This is a genomic window from Tepidibacter formicigenes DSM 15518 (assembly GCF_900142235.1).
Classification (GTDB): Bacteria; Bacillota; Clostridia; order Peptostreptococcales; family Peptostreptococcaceae; genus Tepidibacter; species Tepidibacter formicigenes.
On record NZ_FRAE01000053.1, the window covers coordinates 1 to 16,726 of the forward strand.

14 protein-coding genes and 1 other annotated feature are annotated in these 16,726 nt (G+C 26.9%); of the genes, 3 read left to right on the forward strand and 11 right to left on the reverse strand.

Translation table 11 applies throughout. The features are described 5' to 3' along the window. Positions 1-544: 544 nt before the first annotated feature. Positions 545-1,090 (forward strand): helix-turn-helix domain-containing protein, encoded by a 546-nt coding sequence (locus BUA77_RS09745; RefSeq protein ID WP_072889658.1) that lies wholly within the window; start codon positions 545-547, stop codon positions 1,088-1,090. A gap of 139 nt (positions 1,091-1,229) precedes the next feature. Here the strand turns inward: BUA77_RS09745 and BUA77_RS09750 are convergent, their stop codons facing one another. From BUA77_RS09750 to BUA77_RS09770, 5 genes are all read right to left on the reverse strand, one after another. Continuing rightward, positions 1,230-2,615, reverse strand: coding sequence for a peptide MFS transporter (locus tag BUA77_RS09750; RefSeq protein WP_143151343.1), 1,386 nt, complete (start codon positions 2,613-2,615; stop codon positions 1,230-1,232). A gap of 500 nt (positions 2,616-3,115) precedes the next feature. After that, on the reverse strand, positions 3,116-4,249 hold the full coding sequence (locus BUA77_RS09755; protein ID WP_072889662.1) for an ABC transporter permease: 1,134 nt from the start codon (positions 4,247-4,249) through the stop codon (positions 3,116-3,118). Next, on the reverse strand, positions 4,246-5,046 hold the full coding sequence (locus BUA77_RS09760; RefSeq protein ID WP_072889664.1) for an ABC transporter ATP-binding protein: 801 nt from the start codon (positions 5,044-5,046) through the stop codon (positions 4,246-4,248). The genes BUA77_RS09755 and BUA77_RS09760 overlap by 4 nt, the downstream gene beginning before the upstream one ends. Continuing rightward, positions 5,046-6,053, reverse strand: coding sequence for an HlyD family secretion protein (locus BUA77_RS09765; protein WP_072889666.1), 1,008 nt, complete (start codon positions 6,051-6,053; stop codon positions 5,046-5,048). Before BUA77_RS09765 ends, BUA77_RS09760 begins: the two co-directional genes overlap by 1 nt. 225 nt (positions 6,054-6,278) lie before the next feature. Next, the gene (locus tag BUA77_RS09770) at positions 6,279-6,578 is read right to left on the reverse strand and encodes a ribosomal maturation YjgA family protein (RefSeq protein ID WP_330390082.1); all 300 of its coding nucleotides are present in this window, start codon (positions 6,576-6,578) and stop codon (positions 6,279-6,281) included. Between the two features lie 133 nt (positions 6,579-6,711). Here BUA77_RS09770 and BUA77_RS09775 point away from each other — a divergent pair, with 133 nt between their 5' ends. Both BUA77_RS09775 and BUA77_RS09780 read left to right on the forward strand, forming a co-directional pair. Continuing rightward, positions 6,712-7,380: a DUF421 domain-containing protein gene (locus tag BUA77_RS09775; protein ID WP_200773952.1), complete on the forward strand. Its 669-nt coding sequence runs from the start codon at positions 6,712-6,714 to the stop codon at positions 7,378-7,380. Positions 7,381-7,571: 191 nt separating this feature from the next. Beyond that, the gene (locus tag BUA77_RS09780) at positions 7,572-7,853 is read left to right on the forward strand and encodes a PQ-loop domain-containing transporter (protein ID WP_072889670.1); all 282 of its coding nucleotides are present in this window, start codon (positions 7,572-7,574) and stop codon (positions 7,851-7,853) included. A 26-nt stretch (positions 7,854-7,879) separates the two neighbouring features. On the opposite strand, the gene BUA77_RS09785 is transcribed toward BUA77_RS09780, so the two are convergent. The 6 genes from BUA77_RS09785 to BUA77_RS13895 all read right to left on the reverse strand — a co-directional run. After that, positions 7,880-11,308, reverse strand: a complete 3,429-nt coding sequence (locus tag BUA77_RS09785; RefSeq protein WP_072889672.1) for a pyruvate carboxylase — start codon at positions 11,306-11,308, stop codon at positions 7,880-7,882. Between the two features lie 196 nt (positions 11,309-11,504). Continuing rightward, positions 11,505-11,755 (reverse strand) — a binding site (T-box leader). A 130-nt stretch (positions 11,756-11,885) separates the two neighbouring features. After that, positions 11,886-12,725 carry an HAD family hydrolase gene (locus tag BUA77_RS09790; protein ID WP_072889674.1) on the reverse strand — a complete coding sequence of 280 codons (840 nt, stop codon included), beginning with the start codon at positions 12,723-12,725 and terminating at the stop codon, positions 11,886-11,888. Beyond that, positions 12,725-13,855, reverse strand: a complete 1,131-nt coding sequence (locus tag BUA77_RS09795) for a cysteine protease StiP family protein (RefSeq protein WP_072889676.1) — start codon at positions 13,853-13,855, stop codon at positions 12,725-12,727. The genes BUA77_RS09790 and BUA77_RS09795 overlap by 1 nt, the downstream gene beginning before the upstream one ends. 16 nt (positions 13,856-13,871) lie before the next feature. Next, the gene (locus tag BUA77_RS09800; RefSeq protein ID WP_072889678.1) at positions 13,872-15,263 is read right to left on the reverse strand and encodes a phosphoribosyltransferase family protein; all 1,392 of its coding nucleotides are present in this window, start codon (positions 15,261-15,263) and stop codon (positions 13,872-13,874) included. After that, positions 15,214-16,404 (reverse strand): HpcH/HpaI aldolase/citrate lyase family protein, encoded by a 1,191-nt coding sequence (locus BUA77_RS09805; RefSeq protein WP_072889681.1) that lies wholly within the window; start codon positions 16,402-16,404, stop codon positions 15,214-15,216. Before BUA77_RS09805 ends, BUA77_RS09800 begins: the two co-directional genes overlap by 50 nt. A gap of 66 nt (positions 16,405-16,470) precedes the next feature. Continuing rightward, the coding region (locus tag BUA77_RS13895; RefSeq protein ID WP_159428977.1) for a hypothetical protein at positions 16,471-16,726 on the reverse strand (256 nt) is incomplete at its 5' end.

Consider the following 16,726-nt stretch of genomic DNA (forward strand, 5'->3'; position numbering starts at 1 on the left):
GTTGCGTTTGTTTTAATGTTTAAGACTAACAATATCCACAATCCTCTTGCTATTAAATCTTTAATTGCTTAAGTTTTTTTAAACTCTATATCCTTTTTAAAAAGGTTTTACTGAACCTTTATTTAACTGCGTCTTTTTTTGAATATTACTGTTAATAACTCTTTCTATTTAGTAATTTCAACTCAATTTTTCTGTGGATAACCTTTCACTCTATTTTGCAACTACCTATTATAAATGATTTTTCTTTTTCATATCTAATCTTTTCTAGTAGTATTTTAGTGAATTTTTAAAATGTTCTTCCATATTTTGATAATATCATATTCTTCCATTAATGTATATATTTTTTACCATATTACTAAACTTTTTTCGATAAAACTAAAATTAATTTCAGTCTATATTAATTTATTTTAATAAAAATAAAATTACATATTCAATATTTAAGATTTTTATAAGGTTGAATTCAAAAATTTAGTATGATATCATGATTAAAAGAAAAATATGGCTATTTTATTATATAGTAAATAAGTTTATTTGGAGGATAAGTATGATTAATGAAATTTCTATAAAAATACGAAATTTAAGAAAAGAAAGAAACTTAACTTTAAAGGATTTAAGTGAAAAAACAGGTTTGTCAGTTAGTTTTCTCTCTCAAGTAGAAAATAACACTTCATCCCTTGCAATCACATCTCTAAAAAAAATTGCAGATGCTTTAAATGTTTCAATAAATTATTTTTTTTATAAACCTAAAATTCATAATTTTTTAATCAAATCAGAAAATCAAAGTGTATTTCAAATAGAAAGTTCCAATTCTCAGTTTATAAGATTAAGTGGTGATTTTTCAAATAGAGTTTTGGAATCTATGCTTGTTGTTATACCTCCCGAGCAGCAGCACGGACATAAATTTAGTCATCCTGGTGAAGAATTTATTTATGTTCTAGAAGGTGCTATCATTGTAAATTTAGATGATACAGAATATTTGGTTAAAGCTGGGGATTCATTTCATTTTCCATCAACAATCCCTCACATATGGATTAATCCTCTAAAACAGCCAGCAAAAATATTATCAGTAGTAACTCCTGTGATTTTTTAAATTTAAATGAAAGTTATAATAAACCATCAGAGATTTCACTTCAAATAAGGTTAAAATTTTAATATTTTTTAATTTTACGAGAAAAGGAGCTACCTTTTTAAATGATTTTTTTAATCATTATAAGATAGCTCCTTTTTATCTATTGCATCATTGAAATAAGTTTTTTGTTTAAAGATAGTAACATAAATCCTAATACAATGGATACACCAGCTATAGTCCCAAATATTTGCATATGAGTGAAAGTTCCCATAAGAGAAGCTACAACCCCTGCAAGTTTGTTAGCAATAGCACTACTAAATAACCAAACACCCATTAATAAAGATACATATTTAGGTGGAGATAATTTACTAACCATTGAAAGTCCTACAGGAGACAAACACATTTCTCCAACTGTATGTAAGAAATATGCTCCAACAAGCCACATCATATTAGCTTTTACAGTTACATCATCACCCGCTGAACCTCTTTGAAGAACTGCACCCACCATTAGTAAAAAACCTATTCCAAGTAAAATCATACCTAAAGACATTTTTTGTGGAATAGTTAAATCTCCTTTTTCTCTTTTAGAAAGATATACCCATAAAGCCCCCATAGTTGGACCTAATATAACACAGAATATTGGATTTAAAGATTGAAACCATGATGTAGGAACTACAAAACTTCCCATATTTCTATTTATAAAATCCTTAGTGTAAATAGTAAGAGAAGCTCCAGCCTGCTCAAATCCAGCCCAGAAAAATGTTACGAAAAATACCATTATAAATATAGCTTTAATTCTATTTTTTTCTTGCTTAGTAAGTGGTTTATTAGAATCTTTAGTATCAGTAGTAGAAGCCTTCGTAATAGGATGTTTACCAATTCCTTTCATATATTTATTAGATAATAGCATAAATGCAATTTGACCTATTAACATACCTATACCAGCCGCTAAAAATCCATACCTATATCCATATGATATTATTTCAGCACCTTGCTTTTGCGCAAATATTTGCTCAGCAAGTGTACCGCAAATAAGTGGTGCAATAAATGCTCCTACATTTATTGCCATATAAAAAATTGAATATGCACTGTCCTTTCTAGAATCATCTTTTTCATATAATTGACCAACAAGACTTGACATATTAGGTTTAAAAAAACCATTTCCTAGTATCAAAAGTAAAAGGCCTAAATATAACATACTTTTAGTATGAGTAGTAAATAAAGCAAATTGACCTAAAGCAATTAAAGTACTTCCCCAAACAACAGCTTTTCTTTGACCTAAGTACTTATCAGCAAGCCATCCTCCTAATAATGGAGTTAAATAAACAAGCCCTGTAAAATTACCATAAATTAATCCAGCTGATTTAGTATCAAGACCAAGACCACCTTTTATAAGTTGCGTTGTTAAAAATAAAATTAAAAGTGCTCTCATCCCATAATAACTAAACCTTTCCCACATAATTGTAAATGAAACAAGGTAAAGCCCTACAGGATGTTTTACGGATTCTTTTGTGTTGCTTTTTTCCCCAACTGAATTAGTAGACATATTATCCCCCCTATATATTTTAATATATTGAAATGACTAAGTTTCTCCCATTTTAGGTATGTATACATTGTCAAAGTGTGTATAACCTAAAATTAAAAAGGATGAGAAACTTATGCCAACTTCAGCTAAAAATTAAATCTTTATTATATCCTTACAACAATAAAAACTCTAGTAACCTTTATTTTGTCACACCATTTTTGTATGTATTTTCAGATTCTGACATATTAAATTATAATTTTTAGATAGTGCTTCAACTAATTTTTAGAATGTTTTGTATTTTTGATATTATCATATTTTGCCTTTAATGTATATATTTTTTTATCATATAATTAATTTTTTTACTACTCCTAAAAACAAAGTTTTTATTCATATTCATAGGTCAATAATATATATATTATCTTTGTATTCATAATAAATAACTATTTATACAAAAATCAAAATAATCCTTTAATATTCTATCGTCTATACTCAAAAAAATACAACTACCTAATATTAAGTAGCTAATCTAATTTCTTTTTAAATCTAATAGAAGAAATTATTAGAAGTATAGTTCCAAAAATTAATAAAATAATCACTTCTTTTAATAAATACTCTATGCCTATTCCTTTAAGTATAATACCCCTTAATATTTTTAAAAAATATGTTAGTGGTACTGTATAACCTGCAATTTGAATTATATTAGGCATTGCTTCTCTTGGAAATATGAATCCTGATAAAAGAACACTAGGTAATATAAACAATATTGTAAGCTGCATAGCATGGGCTTGATTAACTGAAACTGTTGATATAAACATACCTATTGCTAATGAACACATTACAAAACCAATTCCTAAAAATATTAATAAATATATATTTCCTTTTATAGGTACATCAAACCATATAGTTCCAAATAATAATGCTATAATAAAATCAATACTTCCAATTAATATATATGGAACCATTTTGCCTATTATTAATTCAGCTGATTTTATTGGAGTTACTATTAAAAGTTCTAATGTTCCCCTTTCTTTTTCCCTAACAAGAGAAAATGCAGTAAGCATTACAGTTATATTTTGCATAATAAGACCAATAAGACCAGGAATTATGAATTTGCTGCTTTCAAGATTTGGATTGTACCACACCCTTGTTTTCATATCTATTTTCGGAAACTGTTTTAATATTTTACCACTTTTTTTCATTATATTTTCCTGAATATTGATAGAATACATATTTGAAATTAATACTCCACTTTGAAGTGCAGTTCTTGCAATAGTTGGATCTGTTCCATCTATAATAAGCTGAACTTTAGGATTTTTATTTCTTTTTAAATCTTTTGAAAAACCCGAGGGAATAACAATAGCTGACTTTACTTCTTCTTTATCAATTAATTTTTCTAATTCATTTATATTATCAACATATATATTTGGGTTAAAATAATTAGAATTTTTGAGTTTAGTAACAAATTCTCTACTTTCTAGAGTTTTATCATTATCAAACACTGCCATATCTATATTTTCAACATCTGTATTTACTGCATATCCGAATAAAATTATAAATACTATAGGCGTCATTATAGCAATTACTAAACTTGGTTTATCTCTTTTTATATGAATAAATTCCTTTTTTATTATTGTAAGAAGTCTTTGTATATTCACTTTTGTTCACCTTCTTTGTTATGAATAAATTTCATTTCATTAAAAGAAGATTGAACTTTTTCCCCTGTCTGCTCCTGTACATAACTTATAAAAACATCTTCAAGATTTTTGCATTTTCTGTTTTTAATTAATTCCTTAGGAGTTCCTTTTGCTAATATCTTTCCAGAAAACATAAATGCTATTTCATCACAGCTTTCTGCTTCATCCATATAGTGAGTAGTTACAATAATTGTTATTCCTTGTTTAGCTAAATTGTGAATAAGCTCCCAAAATATTCTTCTTGATACAGGATCAACAGCTGAGGTAGGTTCATCAAGTATTAATAAAGAAGGCTTATGTATCAGTGAACATCCAAGAGCTAGTCTTTGCTTCCATCCTCCTGAGAGATTTTTGGTAATAACTTTTTCTTTGCCTTGAAGTCCTGCCATGTTTATAAGTTCATTTATTCTTTCTTTTTTCAAATGATTAGGAAGTGAATATATACTAGAATAAAAATCTAGATTCTCATATACAGTTAAATCTTCATAAAGACTAAATTTTTGGGACATATAGCCTATATTTTGCTTTATTTTTTCAGATTCTTTACATATATCAAAACCAAGAACACTACCTTCTCCTTCAGATGGAGTAAGTACACCACATAACATTCTAATAGTTGTAGATTTTCCAGATCCATTTGGCCCCAATAATCCATAAATTTTTCCTTTAGGTATTTTAAGGTTTATTTTATCTACAGCAATAAATTTTTTAAATGATTTTGAAAGTTCTTTTATATATACTGCTAATTCTTCCTTCATTATTTATCACCTTCTAACTTAACATCTGCAAACATTCCTGGTTTTAATAAATCTGAGTCTTTTATAATTTTTATTTTAACTTCAAATACCATTTCTTCTTTATTTTCTTTTGATTCTACATTCTTTGGTGTAAATTCTGCTTTTGGAGATATATATACAACTTTTCCTTTAATTTTTTCATTTTCCAGATAATCAACATTAATATTTAATTCTTGATTTAAAGAAATACGATGAAGCTCTTTTTCTGGTATATAAATTTTAATCCACTTATTGTTTAAATCTAATATATTTGCTATATTTGCACCATTTTGAATAAACTCATTTTCATTATAGTTAATATTTTGTACTACCCCATCTATAGGAGAATAAATTTCTCCTTTTGAAATTTGATACTGTAATAATTCAATACTTGCATTTACTCTTTCCACTTCAGATTGCGCTATTTTTATCTTCTCACCTGTAGGACCTTTTAAAAGAAAATCTAGATTTACTTTACCTTGATCATATTGTTTTTGTAAATTTTTAAAATTCGAAAGAGACTGATCCACCAAAGTTTTTGCTTCTTCTAATTTTTTTTCACTTACAGCATCATTTTCATAAAGATTTTTTAAATCATCATAATTTTTAGATAGGTAATCATACTTACTTTTTGCTCCCTCTAAAAGAGCTTCTATACTTTCTAAGCTTGCTTTGGCTTTTTTAACTTCTTCTATTCTAGTTCCATTTGATATATCTTTAAGTTGTGCATTAGCTGAATTCAGTCTAGCTTTAGCTTCTTTTAATTTTAAATTTAAACTTGTAGTATCTATTTTTGCTATTTTTTCTCCTTTTTTAATTTCTTTACCTTCTTCAATAAATAGTTTTTGTAATGTTCCTGAAACTTCACTACTTATATCTATTTCATCAGCTTCTATAGTTCCTGTATAAGTTAAATCTTTAGACTCTTTCATACATCCTGTAAGAAATAATACTATTAAACTTACTAGTAAAAAATGTTTTAATTTCATATAACCTCCCACCTTATGCATTATTTATTTTTTATAATTCCATTTAGAAATATATCAAGTACTAAATTTATTTCTTCTTCTAGATTATCAATTACATTTTCTTAAGGAATAAAATTTCTCATTGCTATAAATAAATTATTTCCTTGTAATAAATTTTTCAAATAAAACTCCTATAAAAATACCAATACTATAGCAAATCAAATCACTCCATAAAAATCCAAATCCCTAAATTAATCCACCTAATTTAGTACTTCTTATTTGATCAAGCCATGGCACATGATATAGTTGACTTATTTCAATTAAGTAAGCAAATACTAAAGAATAAACTACAACCTTTGAAGTTTTAAATTTATTAAATAAAAACCCCATTATAAAAAATACCATAAGACCCCATAAAGTATCAGGGATATAATATACTACAAAATTTGGCATACTAATGGAAAACTTCCTTGAAGCTAATCCTAATAATATTACTATACTAATTAAAATAGCATAAATATATCTATTCCTCTTATTTATATACATATTTTTACATTCTCCTTTTAAAATAACTAGTCACACATAATTTCTTCATATATAACTAATTATAATAATTTTATCAATAAAAAATCAATATTCTGTGTAAAATAATAATTAAAAATACTTACGAGGTGATAAAATGTTGATTATTATAACTAAAAATATATTATTATTTACAATAGGTATAATAATAATGAGAATAATGGGTAAATCAGCTATTACTCAACTTACACCATATGATTTAATGGCTATAATAATTATTGGAACAATTATCTCCGAACCATTAATTAGCACAGAAATAAAACCAACTATTATTTCTCTAGCATCCTTAATATTATTTTATATTATTTATTCAAAACTATCTTTAAATCAAATATTTAATAAATTCTTACTAGGTGAACCTACAATTTTAATAAAACAAGGGAAAATAGATGAGAAAAATTTAGAAAAAGAACATATTTCATTAATACAGTTAACATCTATACTTAGAACAAATGGATATCCAAAATTAGATGATGTTGAATACGCAATTTTAGAACCAACAGGTGAAATAAGTATAATACCAAAATCTTCTGTTAGAAATGTTTCTATTTCTGATTTAAACATTCCTGTTGAACCTGAAAAATTACCTATAGCAGTTATAATAGACGGAAAAATACAAAAGAAAAATTTAAAATTAATACATAAAGATGAAAAGTGGCTCAATAATAAGCTAAAAGAAGAAAATATTGATTTAAAAGATGTTATTTATGCTTATTCAATAGAAGAAAAAGAAGAAGTTTATTTTGATGTTAAAAGTAAAAAATAAAGCTGATATATTATTTAATGTTTATTTATTATAATCTTTAAATTACCATCACTAGCAACTAACTCTACTTCTCCTCCAATTGGAAAAGTTATATGAGGAGTCGTATGTCCAAAATCTAAACCTGTAATTATTTATTTAAAACTATTTTTATTCCTTACAATTTTTGTTAAAATATTATAGGAGGTGATTATATGAGTATATTTGAAATTATTATGTTAATATGTTTCGGAGCTGCATGGCCCCTTTCAATCTACAAATCCTATAAATCTAAATCAGTTGAAGGAAAAAGCTTTTTCTTTTTAATTGTAATTCTTATTGGTTATGTATCAGGAATTTTACATAAAATTTTTTACAACTTTGATAGTGTTATTTACTTATACATTTTAAATTTCACAATGGTTAGTATTGATATATTATTATATATTAGAAATAGCAAACCTCAAAATAAAGAAAAAAAGAAAGAATCCTTTTAAATCAAGGATTCTTTCTAAATTTTATATTATTCTTTCATTGTAATTAATAATTCTCTATCAGATACCATATCTCCTTCTTTTACATATACTTTATCTATTACTGCATTTGATCTTGATACTATTGTAGTTTCCATCTTCATAGCTTCTATTATTATAACTGGTTGATTTTCTTCTACTTTATCTCCTTCTTTTACTAATACTTTAACTACTTTTCCAGGAATACTTGCTCCCACTTCAAGCTCATTATCAAGATCTGCTTTAATAACTGTTTTAGTGCTTGCTGCAAAGCTTTTATCTTCTATTTCTACATCTCTTCTCATACCATTTAATTCAAATGTTAATGTTCTCTTTCCATCTTCTTTAGCATCAGATATTTCTATTAATTTTATTGTAAGAACTTTTCCTGGCTCTATTTCAACTTCACATTCTTCACCTTTATCAAGTCCATAGAAGAAAACATGGCTTTCAAGTTTTGAAACATCATGATATTCCTTAAGATGAGATAAATATTCTTTATATACCTTTGGATATAAACAGTAGCTTATTATATTTCTTATATTTGCATCTATTTTATATTTATCATCTAAAATTTTCTTAACTTCATCAAAATCAACATCTTCTAAAAGCTCTCCTGCTCTTGTTTCAATAGGTTTTTCTCCTTTTAAAACAACTTTTTGTAAATCCTTGGGAAATCCTCCTTCAGGCTGACCTATCATACCTTTAAAATAGTCTACAACAGAATCTGGGAATGAAAGAGTTTCTCCTTTAGTAGATATATTTTCTTTGTTAAGTCCATTTTTAGTCATAAATATAGCTAAATCTCCTACAACTTTTGATGAAGGTGTAACTTTTATAATATCTCCTAATATTTCATTAGCTTCTTTATAGTTTTCTTTTACTTCTTTAAACTTATTTCCAAGTCCTAAGCTTTCAACTTGAGGTTTTAAGTTAGTATATTGTCCCCCTGGTATTTCATATTTATATATTTCAGCTGAAGAAGTTTTAAGCTCACTTTCAAATTTATAATATACTTTTCTAAGGTCTTTATAGTATTCACTTATATCATATATTCCTTCAAGATCTATTTTAGTATCTCTAGGAGTATTTCTTAAAGCTTCAACTAAACTGTTTAGAGATGGCTGACTTGTAAGTCCTGCCATAGACTCTACTGCAGTATCTACTATATCAACTCCAGCCTCTGCTGCCATAAGTAAAGTTGATAGTCCATTTCCACTTGTATCATGAGTATGAAGATGAACTGGAATAGATACTTCTTCTTTTAATGCCTTTACAAGCTTATGTGCTGCATAAGGCTTTAAAAGTCCTGCCATATCTTTTATAGCTATAATATGAACTCCCATTTTTTCAAGTTCTTTTGCCATATTTACATAATATTTAAGTGTATATTTAGTTTTACTAGAATCTAATATATCTCCACTATAACAAATAGTTCCTTCTACAAGACTTCCACTATTTAAAGCTTCATATATAGGAAGTCTCATATTTTCTATCCAGTTTAAACTATCAAATATTCTAAATATATCTATTCCTTTATTAGCTGATTCTTTTATAAATTCTCTTAAAACATTGTCTGGATAGTTTTTATAACCTACTGCATTAGATGCTCTAAGAAGCATTTGAAACATTATATTTGGTATATTTTCTCTAAGTTTTTCAAGTCTTCTCCATGGCGATTCTTTTAGGAATCTATAAGCAACATCAAAGGTAGCTCCTCCCCACATTTCAAGAGAAAATAAATTATTCATATAATAACTCACTGGCTTTGATATTTTTAAAAGGTCATTGCTTCTAACTCTTGTAGCAAATAATGATTGATGAGCATCTCTCATAGTTGTATCTGTTAGTAATAATTTTTTTTCATTTTTGATATGCTCTATAAATTTATTTGCTCCAAGCTCTTTAAATAAATCTCTTGAGCCTTTTTTAATAACATTATCATCAATTTTAGGAACTTTAGGTATATCAAACTCCTTTTTAGGTTCTTTATTTTCATTTACTATTACATTTCCTATAAATTGTAAAAGCTTCGTTCCTCTATCTCTACCTTCTTTTATTTCAAACAGTTCTTCTGTTTCATCAACAAATTTAGTATCACACTTTCCATCTAAGAATTGTGGATGATTTAAAACATTAACTAAAAAGCCTACATTAGTTTTAACCCCTCTAATTCTAAGCTCCTTTATAGATCTTAGCATTTTTCTAACTGAACCTTTAAAACTTCTATCCCAAGATATAGTCTTAACTAAAAGACTGTCATAATAAGGAGTTATTTGAGAGCCTGTAAATCCATTTCCTCCATCAAGTCTTATACCAAAACCCGATCCAGTCCTATATACGTGAATTTTACCAGTATCAGGCATAAATTTATTTTTAGGATCTTCTGTAGTTATCCTACATTGTATTGAATAACCATTTAACTTAATATCATCCTGAGATTTAATATCTATTTCATCACTGTCTAAAGAATAACCCTGAGCTACAAGAATTTGACTTTGAACTATATCAATTCCTGTTACTAGCTCAGATACAGTATGTTCAACTTGAATTCTAGGATTCATTTCTATGAAATAGTAATTTTCATCTTCATCAACTAAAAACTCAAGAGTACCAGCACTATAATATCCAACATGTTTTGCAAGCTTTAAAGCATCTTCACATATTTTATCTCTAACTTCTTTACTTAGAGAAAATGCTGGTGCATATTCTATTATTTTTTGATGTCTTCTTTGAACTGAACAGTCTCTCTCATAAAGATGAACTATATTACCATGTTTATCTCCAAGTACTTGAACTTCTATATGCTTTGGCTTTTTTAAATATTTTTCTATAAATATAGATGCCTTTCCAAAAGCTTTTTTAGATTCACTTACAGCTCTTTCAAATTCTAAAACTAAATCCTCTTCTTTTTCTATAACTCTCATGCCTCTTCCACCGCCACCATTAGAAGCTTTAAGCATTACTGGATATCCAATTTCTTTTGCTATTTTTTTAGCTTCATCAGAAGTTGAAATAGAATAATCAACTCCAGGTATTGTAGGAACATTAACCTCTTTTGCAACTTTTTTAGAATTTATTTTATCTCCCATTTTATCCATAACTTCAGGAGAAGGCCCTATAAATTCTATCTCATTTTCTCTACACATTCTAGCAAAGTCAGGATTTTCTGATAAAAATCCATATCCAGGGTGAATAGCATCAACGCCTTTTTTCTTTGCAATATGAATTATTTCTTCCATATCAAGGTATGCTTCAATTGGTCCTTTATCTTCTCCTATTAAATATGATTCATCTGCTTTACTTCTAAAAAGACTGTATTTATCTTCTTTTGAATAAATACCAACCGTTCTAATTCCAAGTTCTGAACAAGCTCTAAAAATTCTTATAGCTATTTCTCCTCTATTGGCAACTAATACTTTTCTGAATTTTTTCAACATTTCACCAACTCCTTCTTTCCCGAATTATATATTAATTATACCACATTTTATACGGTATTTTTCGTACAAAACGTTTCTTTGCCGACTTTTAATTCGTTTCAATGAATATTGACTATACTAAATATATTATTACAATTTTATTATTTGTTTAATCTTAACTAACATATTTAAATAAAAAAGCCTTTCATCCCTTATAAAAAGAGACGAAAGACTTATCTTCCGCGGTACCACTCTAATTAGCTTAAAAGCTCTCTTTATCAGTACAGAATCTAAAGTTCCATACTATCCAATTTATAACGACTTGGATACCGTCTAAGCCTACTCTCATCAAAAATTTCAGTTAGAAACTCCGAGATGTTCTTCAATATAGCCGTTGTATCAGTCTTACACCGTCACCGATTCGCTATAACAAATAACTATACCTACTCTTCTCTTCATCGTTTTTCTTTATTAAATTAACTTTTTTTTATTTTTTCTTTATTAAATTAATTTATCTCATTATATAGTTTATTTATTAAATTGTCAATTGAATCATTAAATTTTTTTGATAAAATTTCCTTTTATTTTTACATAAAACCTATGTTAAAGCAGTTCTCATAAAATTATTGTTTAGAAATATCTCTATGTTCTTCAAAATTTCTTCAGCAGCTAAAATTCCTGATGATAATGTAAACTCTAATTTCATGTCTTCACATTTTTTATCTTTATATAGATCGTATATTTCTCCATGAAATGGTGATACTCCATAATCTGCAATATCTAACATACATAAATCTAAATAAGAATCTCCTGCTGCCGCTATAGTTTTTATTCCTGCATTATTTGCTATATAAACAATAGCATCTCTTTTATTTACACAATTAGGTATAAAATATAATTTGCGCCCTTGCAGCGAAACATTCCAATTGTTCCCATCTAGCCACTTAAAAAAAGATTTAAGTTCATCTTTTTTTAGTTTACTTAAATCAACAATACAATAGCAAAATAATTTATCTGCTGTATTACATGAAATAAGCCATTCTTTATTTTTAATTTCATTAAATTTTTTCAATACATCTGCAATAGATACAGCTTCATTTTTTATTTTATTTTTAATACATCTATTCCATATCTTGTCAACTTTTCCATCTATCAAGATATTTCCTCCGTTACTAACCACTGCATATTTAGATATAATTTCATTTTGAAAAATAGAAATTCTTCTATATTGTTCTATAGTTCTAGTTGTTGTTGGTACAAAACATAATTTTTGTGATAACTCTTTTAACTTATCTATTGCTCTATTTGTCATAAAGGATATCTCTTTATCTCCTTTTTTCTCTATTAAACAGACATTTTTATGTTCTTTTATAGTAAAATTATCTAAAAACTTATTTGAATATATTAAAGTTCTATCTAAATCAGAAGCAAATAACATTATATATCTCCTCTTAAAGATTTTATAAGTCCACAACACTTATAAGTCATTTTAGTATATTTTTCAATGGGTACTTTTTTCTCTTTTGCCAAAATTAATATATGTTTTAAATTTGAATCGCTTTCTTCTTTTACAAGGATTTTCCAAGGAATTCTTCTCAATAAAACTCTTGTAGTTTCTCCTATGCCGGGTTTAATTAAATTTATATCTTCTATATCAAACTCTTTTTGAATTTCCTGAATATTTTTCCATCCTTCCCAAGTAGGATGTATATTTATATCATTTACTGCATTTAATTCTTTATCTATTTTATCCAACACACTCTTGAATTGTTCGCAAATAGTATCTATAAATAAATTAGATAGATCTTCTTCTTTTAGCTCTTTATAATACTTTGCCCCATGAAAATCTTTTTCTCCAATTAAATCACTTCTATGTACAGTACGACTAACTAGTCCTGATACAGTAGAGTTAAGGCAAGCACTAGGAATTAAAAAATCCTCTCTTGTACCAAATGTTGATATACAATAACCAGGGTCTGCAAGTACTGCTAAATCATCATTTAAATCAATTCCATACTTTTGTTTAAATTTTTCACAAGACTCTGTTAAAACTTTTGTAATAGCTCCTTTCCCAGTCCATCCATCTATAAACTGAATTTCTTTATCTGGATGATTTTTCATAATATAGCAAATTGCATTCTCATCTATCCCCTTTCCTCTTATTATAGAAATACTATAATGAGGAATGTCTATTTTATATTTAAAATAAATATATCTTTTTATTAATATTCCAACTGGTGTACCCGCTCTAGCTAGTGAAGTAATCACTATATTTAATCCTCTATTTTTAATTATTTTTTCCGAAACAACGCCCACTGCAATAGCTAACTTCTTAGCTGACTCCTTTAAAGACATGTAAAACAAATCTATATATTCTGAAGAAGGCTTATATTCTATAGGTAGCATTTCAGAATAATGTCTTCCTGATTGAATGGCCTTTTCCCTATATTTTGTATCTTTTTCTTTTACACAATCACTAATATCCTTTAATAAAAAAATCACATCATCGATTGAATAACTGCCTATATATGAAGGTTTGGATATTTCTCTATTTAGTATTTTATTCATTTACTAACTCCCCTCTTTAATTAATTTTTCCCGAACATGTAACAATAAAAATATTTGGAATACCTAATTTTTTCAAAATTTCTAATAATGACTTTAATCTTTCTTTTTTTATTCCTCTTTCAAAAAATATATACATATCATCATAATATCTATATGGAATATTATATATGTAGTTTATTATAGAAGGATCATCTGGAGATTCAAATTTAAAAATATTTTTTACTCCATAATCAATTTTATCATATGGATAAATAGGACTTCTTGTCGTTGAATGATATGATATTCCTTCTCCCATGTAACTTGCTATTTTCATAGGTATATAAATAAATTCACCAGTTCCAAGACAAAGAGTTTTATTTCCACTTCTCATTTCACCTAAATAATTTCCAATAATCTTTGTTTTAGATTCTATATACTCCTTATTTATTTCTTTAATTCCAAATCTACCGGTCTCCAATAAATATGGACTATCATTTTCATACCCTAAACTATCCTTAGAAGAAAGAGTAATCAAATTTTTAAAAAATTCACTTAAATTTATATATTTTATATTACAATTTATCTTAATATCTATATTATCCATTTTATTAAATTTATTTTTTTTACTTATTTTTCCTTTTTCTTTAATATTTCCAGAAAGTAAAGATACTGTTTCAATAGATATATTTAGTTTTTCTTCTTTTTCTCTAAATTTTTGAATATCTTCATCAGATCTCCAATCCAATAACGAAACTACTACATATTTTTTTCTTGGATACTTTTTTTGAATAGCTTCAATAATATTTAACGCTGTCTTTCCTGTTGTAATTTCATCGTCTACTAATATAACTGTATTTTTAGATTCTAATATATTAGGATCTATGCTATAAAATCTATGAGATGTAGCATGAGAATGTTCTTCTTCAAAATTAATTATAGATTTTAAATTCGAAATTAACTCTCTAGTAGTATGTATATAAGCTCCACTGTTGGAAAAATAACTATACATAGATTGTCCTAATGCAGTTGCTGTTTCGGCAAATCCAATGAATATACAAGGTTCTGAAAGCTTAAAAGGATTTTTATACATATCATCACATACTTCATTTATATTTGATTCTTCAACAAGTGCATTTATTATTTCTTTAATCTTTTTTGAATTTTCATTATGTACTATCTGCATATATCTTGCTGCAAGTGCTGCTCCAGCTATCAGTGGGACAAAAGGATTTACTGGAATATGCTTGCCTAATACTTTGCTAACAAATAAAAATGATCTTTTCTTATTTTTTCTTGCAGCCATAGCAAATAATTTATCTAGCGGAATTTCATATATATTATCCTTTATATATATATCTAACTCTAAATTATCTAAAATATTATATGTATATTTTTTTTTCAAGCAAGCTTGTGAAGTTTTTCTTTTCATTAAATACTCCATAAATCTTTCCTTTCCTAACTATTTTATTAGCCCAATTAATGTGAGGCTTAATTTCATTCATTTTATTTAGATATTGGCTTTTCATAACTCCTAATTGTCCATTATCATTGTCTAAAATACTACAAGCATCTACATAATCTTCATGACTTACTACATGCAACGCCTGTACAGGTAAAATATGACTTGGATGAATAATGGTCTTACCAATCAATCCATTTACTTTATCTAATGAAACCTCTCTAATTAAACCATCTATGTATTTGTCTATAATATTAGCTCTAATCTGAATTCCTTCCAGACCATAGGTATCTTCAAATGGACTTTGTCTTAATTGTGGTTTAAGCACTCTATATTCCTTACAAAAATATTCCCATACTGGTCCTGAAATAACATACTCTCTATCTACGCGAGAAAATATATTAACAATATCTGCTATACAATCTCTAATTACTGCAATATCATAAATAGTTACATCATAACTTCTTCTAATACCAAATAAACTCGAAAAATCAGTTGCACCTATTCTAACATTTAATACAAACTCTTCATTTTCGTTTAGTATTTTATTTATATCATTTAAAGACCTTATTCTAGTTTCTCTATAAATTATATCTGCGGTTTCTAATATTGGCATTCCATAAAGCTTTTTATTAAAAGTAAAATTAATTTTTTTTAATTCTTCAAAATAATCTCTTCCATTGTTTATTGAAAATTTCGGAAATACAAAGCCAGTTATAAGTTCTATCATACTTCCCATTCTTTTTCCTAAAATGTTTATTTGCTTTGGACTTCTAACTCTTATAAATATTAAAGGAATTTGCTCATAACTAATTTGTCCATTCTCTATAGCTAAAAATATATTTTTCAAGTTATTTACAAGAGATTCTGTTCCTTTATTTATTTCTTTATCTCCAATAGCATCTTCTAAACAAATAACCATAGACATTAATCCTTCATACTTAAACGATATTATATCCTGTGAAATTTTCTCTCTTGTAGCTGGCATGTATAAAGTTGAACCAAGAGCATAAGAAAGAATTTCTTTATCACTATCTCTTTCAAATGACATAGGCAAAGAATAAAAAATAGATTTTTTATCTTCAGAAGTTAAATAATTAAAATATTGCATAAACCATTCCTTTCTAATAATTAGAACAAAATATCACTTCGTGATACTCTCAGATGAGTAGCAGAGCTACTCATCTGTATTTTTTGAAACTAATTCACCATTACATTTTGGACATATAAGTATAGGCATTTTTACTTCAAAATTCTCAATATCACAACCAGAAGCAAAAAAGTCATCTTCAATAAATTCATCAATAATAAACCTAGGTACATCTTCTTCAAATCCACACTCCAAACATTGATATCTGTAAGTCTTCTCGTCTGTTTCTATCCCAAAGGGATACGCTTCCTCGTCCTCTCCCATATCTAGGAAGTTCTCTTTC

Excerpts from the sequence above, each read along its gene's own strand:
- BUA77_RS09765 (WP_072889666.1), bottom strand. The coding sequence starts at position 6,053 with ATGAAATTAAAACATTTTTTACTAGTAAGTTTAATAGTATTATTTCTT.
- BUA77_RS09780 (WP_072889670.1), top strand. The coding sequence starts at position 7,572 with ATGAGTATATTTGAAATTATTATGTTAATATGTTTCGGAGCTGCATGG.
- BUA77_RS09805 (WP_072889681.1), bottom strand. The coding sequence starts at position 16,404 with ATGCAATATTTTAATTATTTAACTTCTGAAGATAAAAAATCTATTTTT.
- BUA77_RS09760 (WP_072889664.1), bottom strand. The coding sequence starts at position 5,046 with ATGAAGGAAGAATTAGCAGTATATATAAAAGAACTTTCAAAATCATTT.
- BUA77_RS09785 (WP_072889672.1), bottom strand. The coding sequence starts at position 11,308 with ATGTTGAAAAAATTCAGAAAAGTATTAGTTGCCAATAGAGGAGAAATA.
- BUA77_RS09775 (WP_200773952.1), top strand. The coding sequence starts at position 6,712 with ATGTTGATTATTATAACTAAAAATATATTATTATTTACAATAGGTATA.
- BUA77_RS09800 (WP_072889678.1), bottom strand. The coding sequence starts at position 15,263 with ATGAAAAGAAAAACTTCACAAGCTTGCTTGAAAAAAAAATATACATAT.
- BUA77_RS09750 (WP_143151343.1), bottom strand. The coding sequence starts at position 2,615 with ATGTCTACTAATTCAGTTGGGGAAAAAAGCAACACAAAAGAATCCGTA.
- BUA77_RS09795 (WP_072889676.1), bottom strand. The coding sequence starts at position 13,855 with ATGAATAAAATACTAAATAGAGAAATATCCAAACCTTCATATATAGGC.
- BUA77_RS09770 (WP_330390082.1), bottom strand. The coding sequence starts at position 6,578 with ATGTATATAAATAAGAGGAATAGATATATTTATGCTATTTTAATTAGT.
- BUA77_RS09745 (WP_072889658.1), top strand. The coding sequence starts at position 545 with ATGATTAATGAAATTTCTATAAAAATACGAAATTTAAGAAAAGAAAGA.
- BUA77_RS09790 (WP_072889674.1), bottom strand. The coding sequence starts at position 12,725 with ATGTTATTTGCTTCTGATTTAGATAGAACTTTAATATATTCAAATAAG.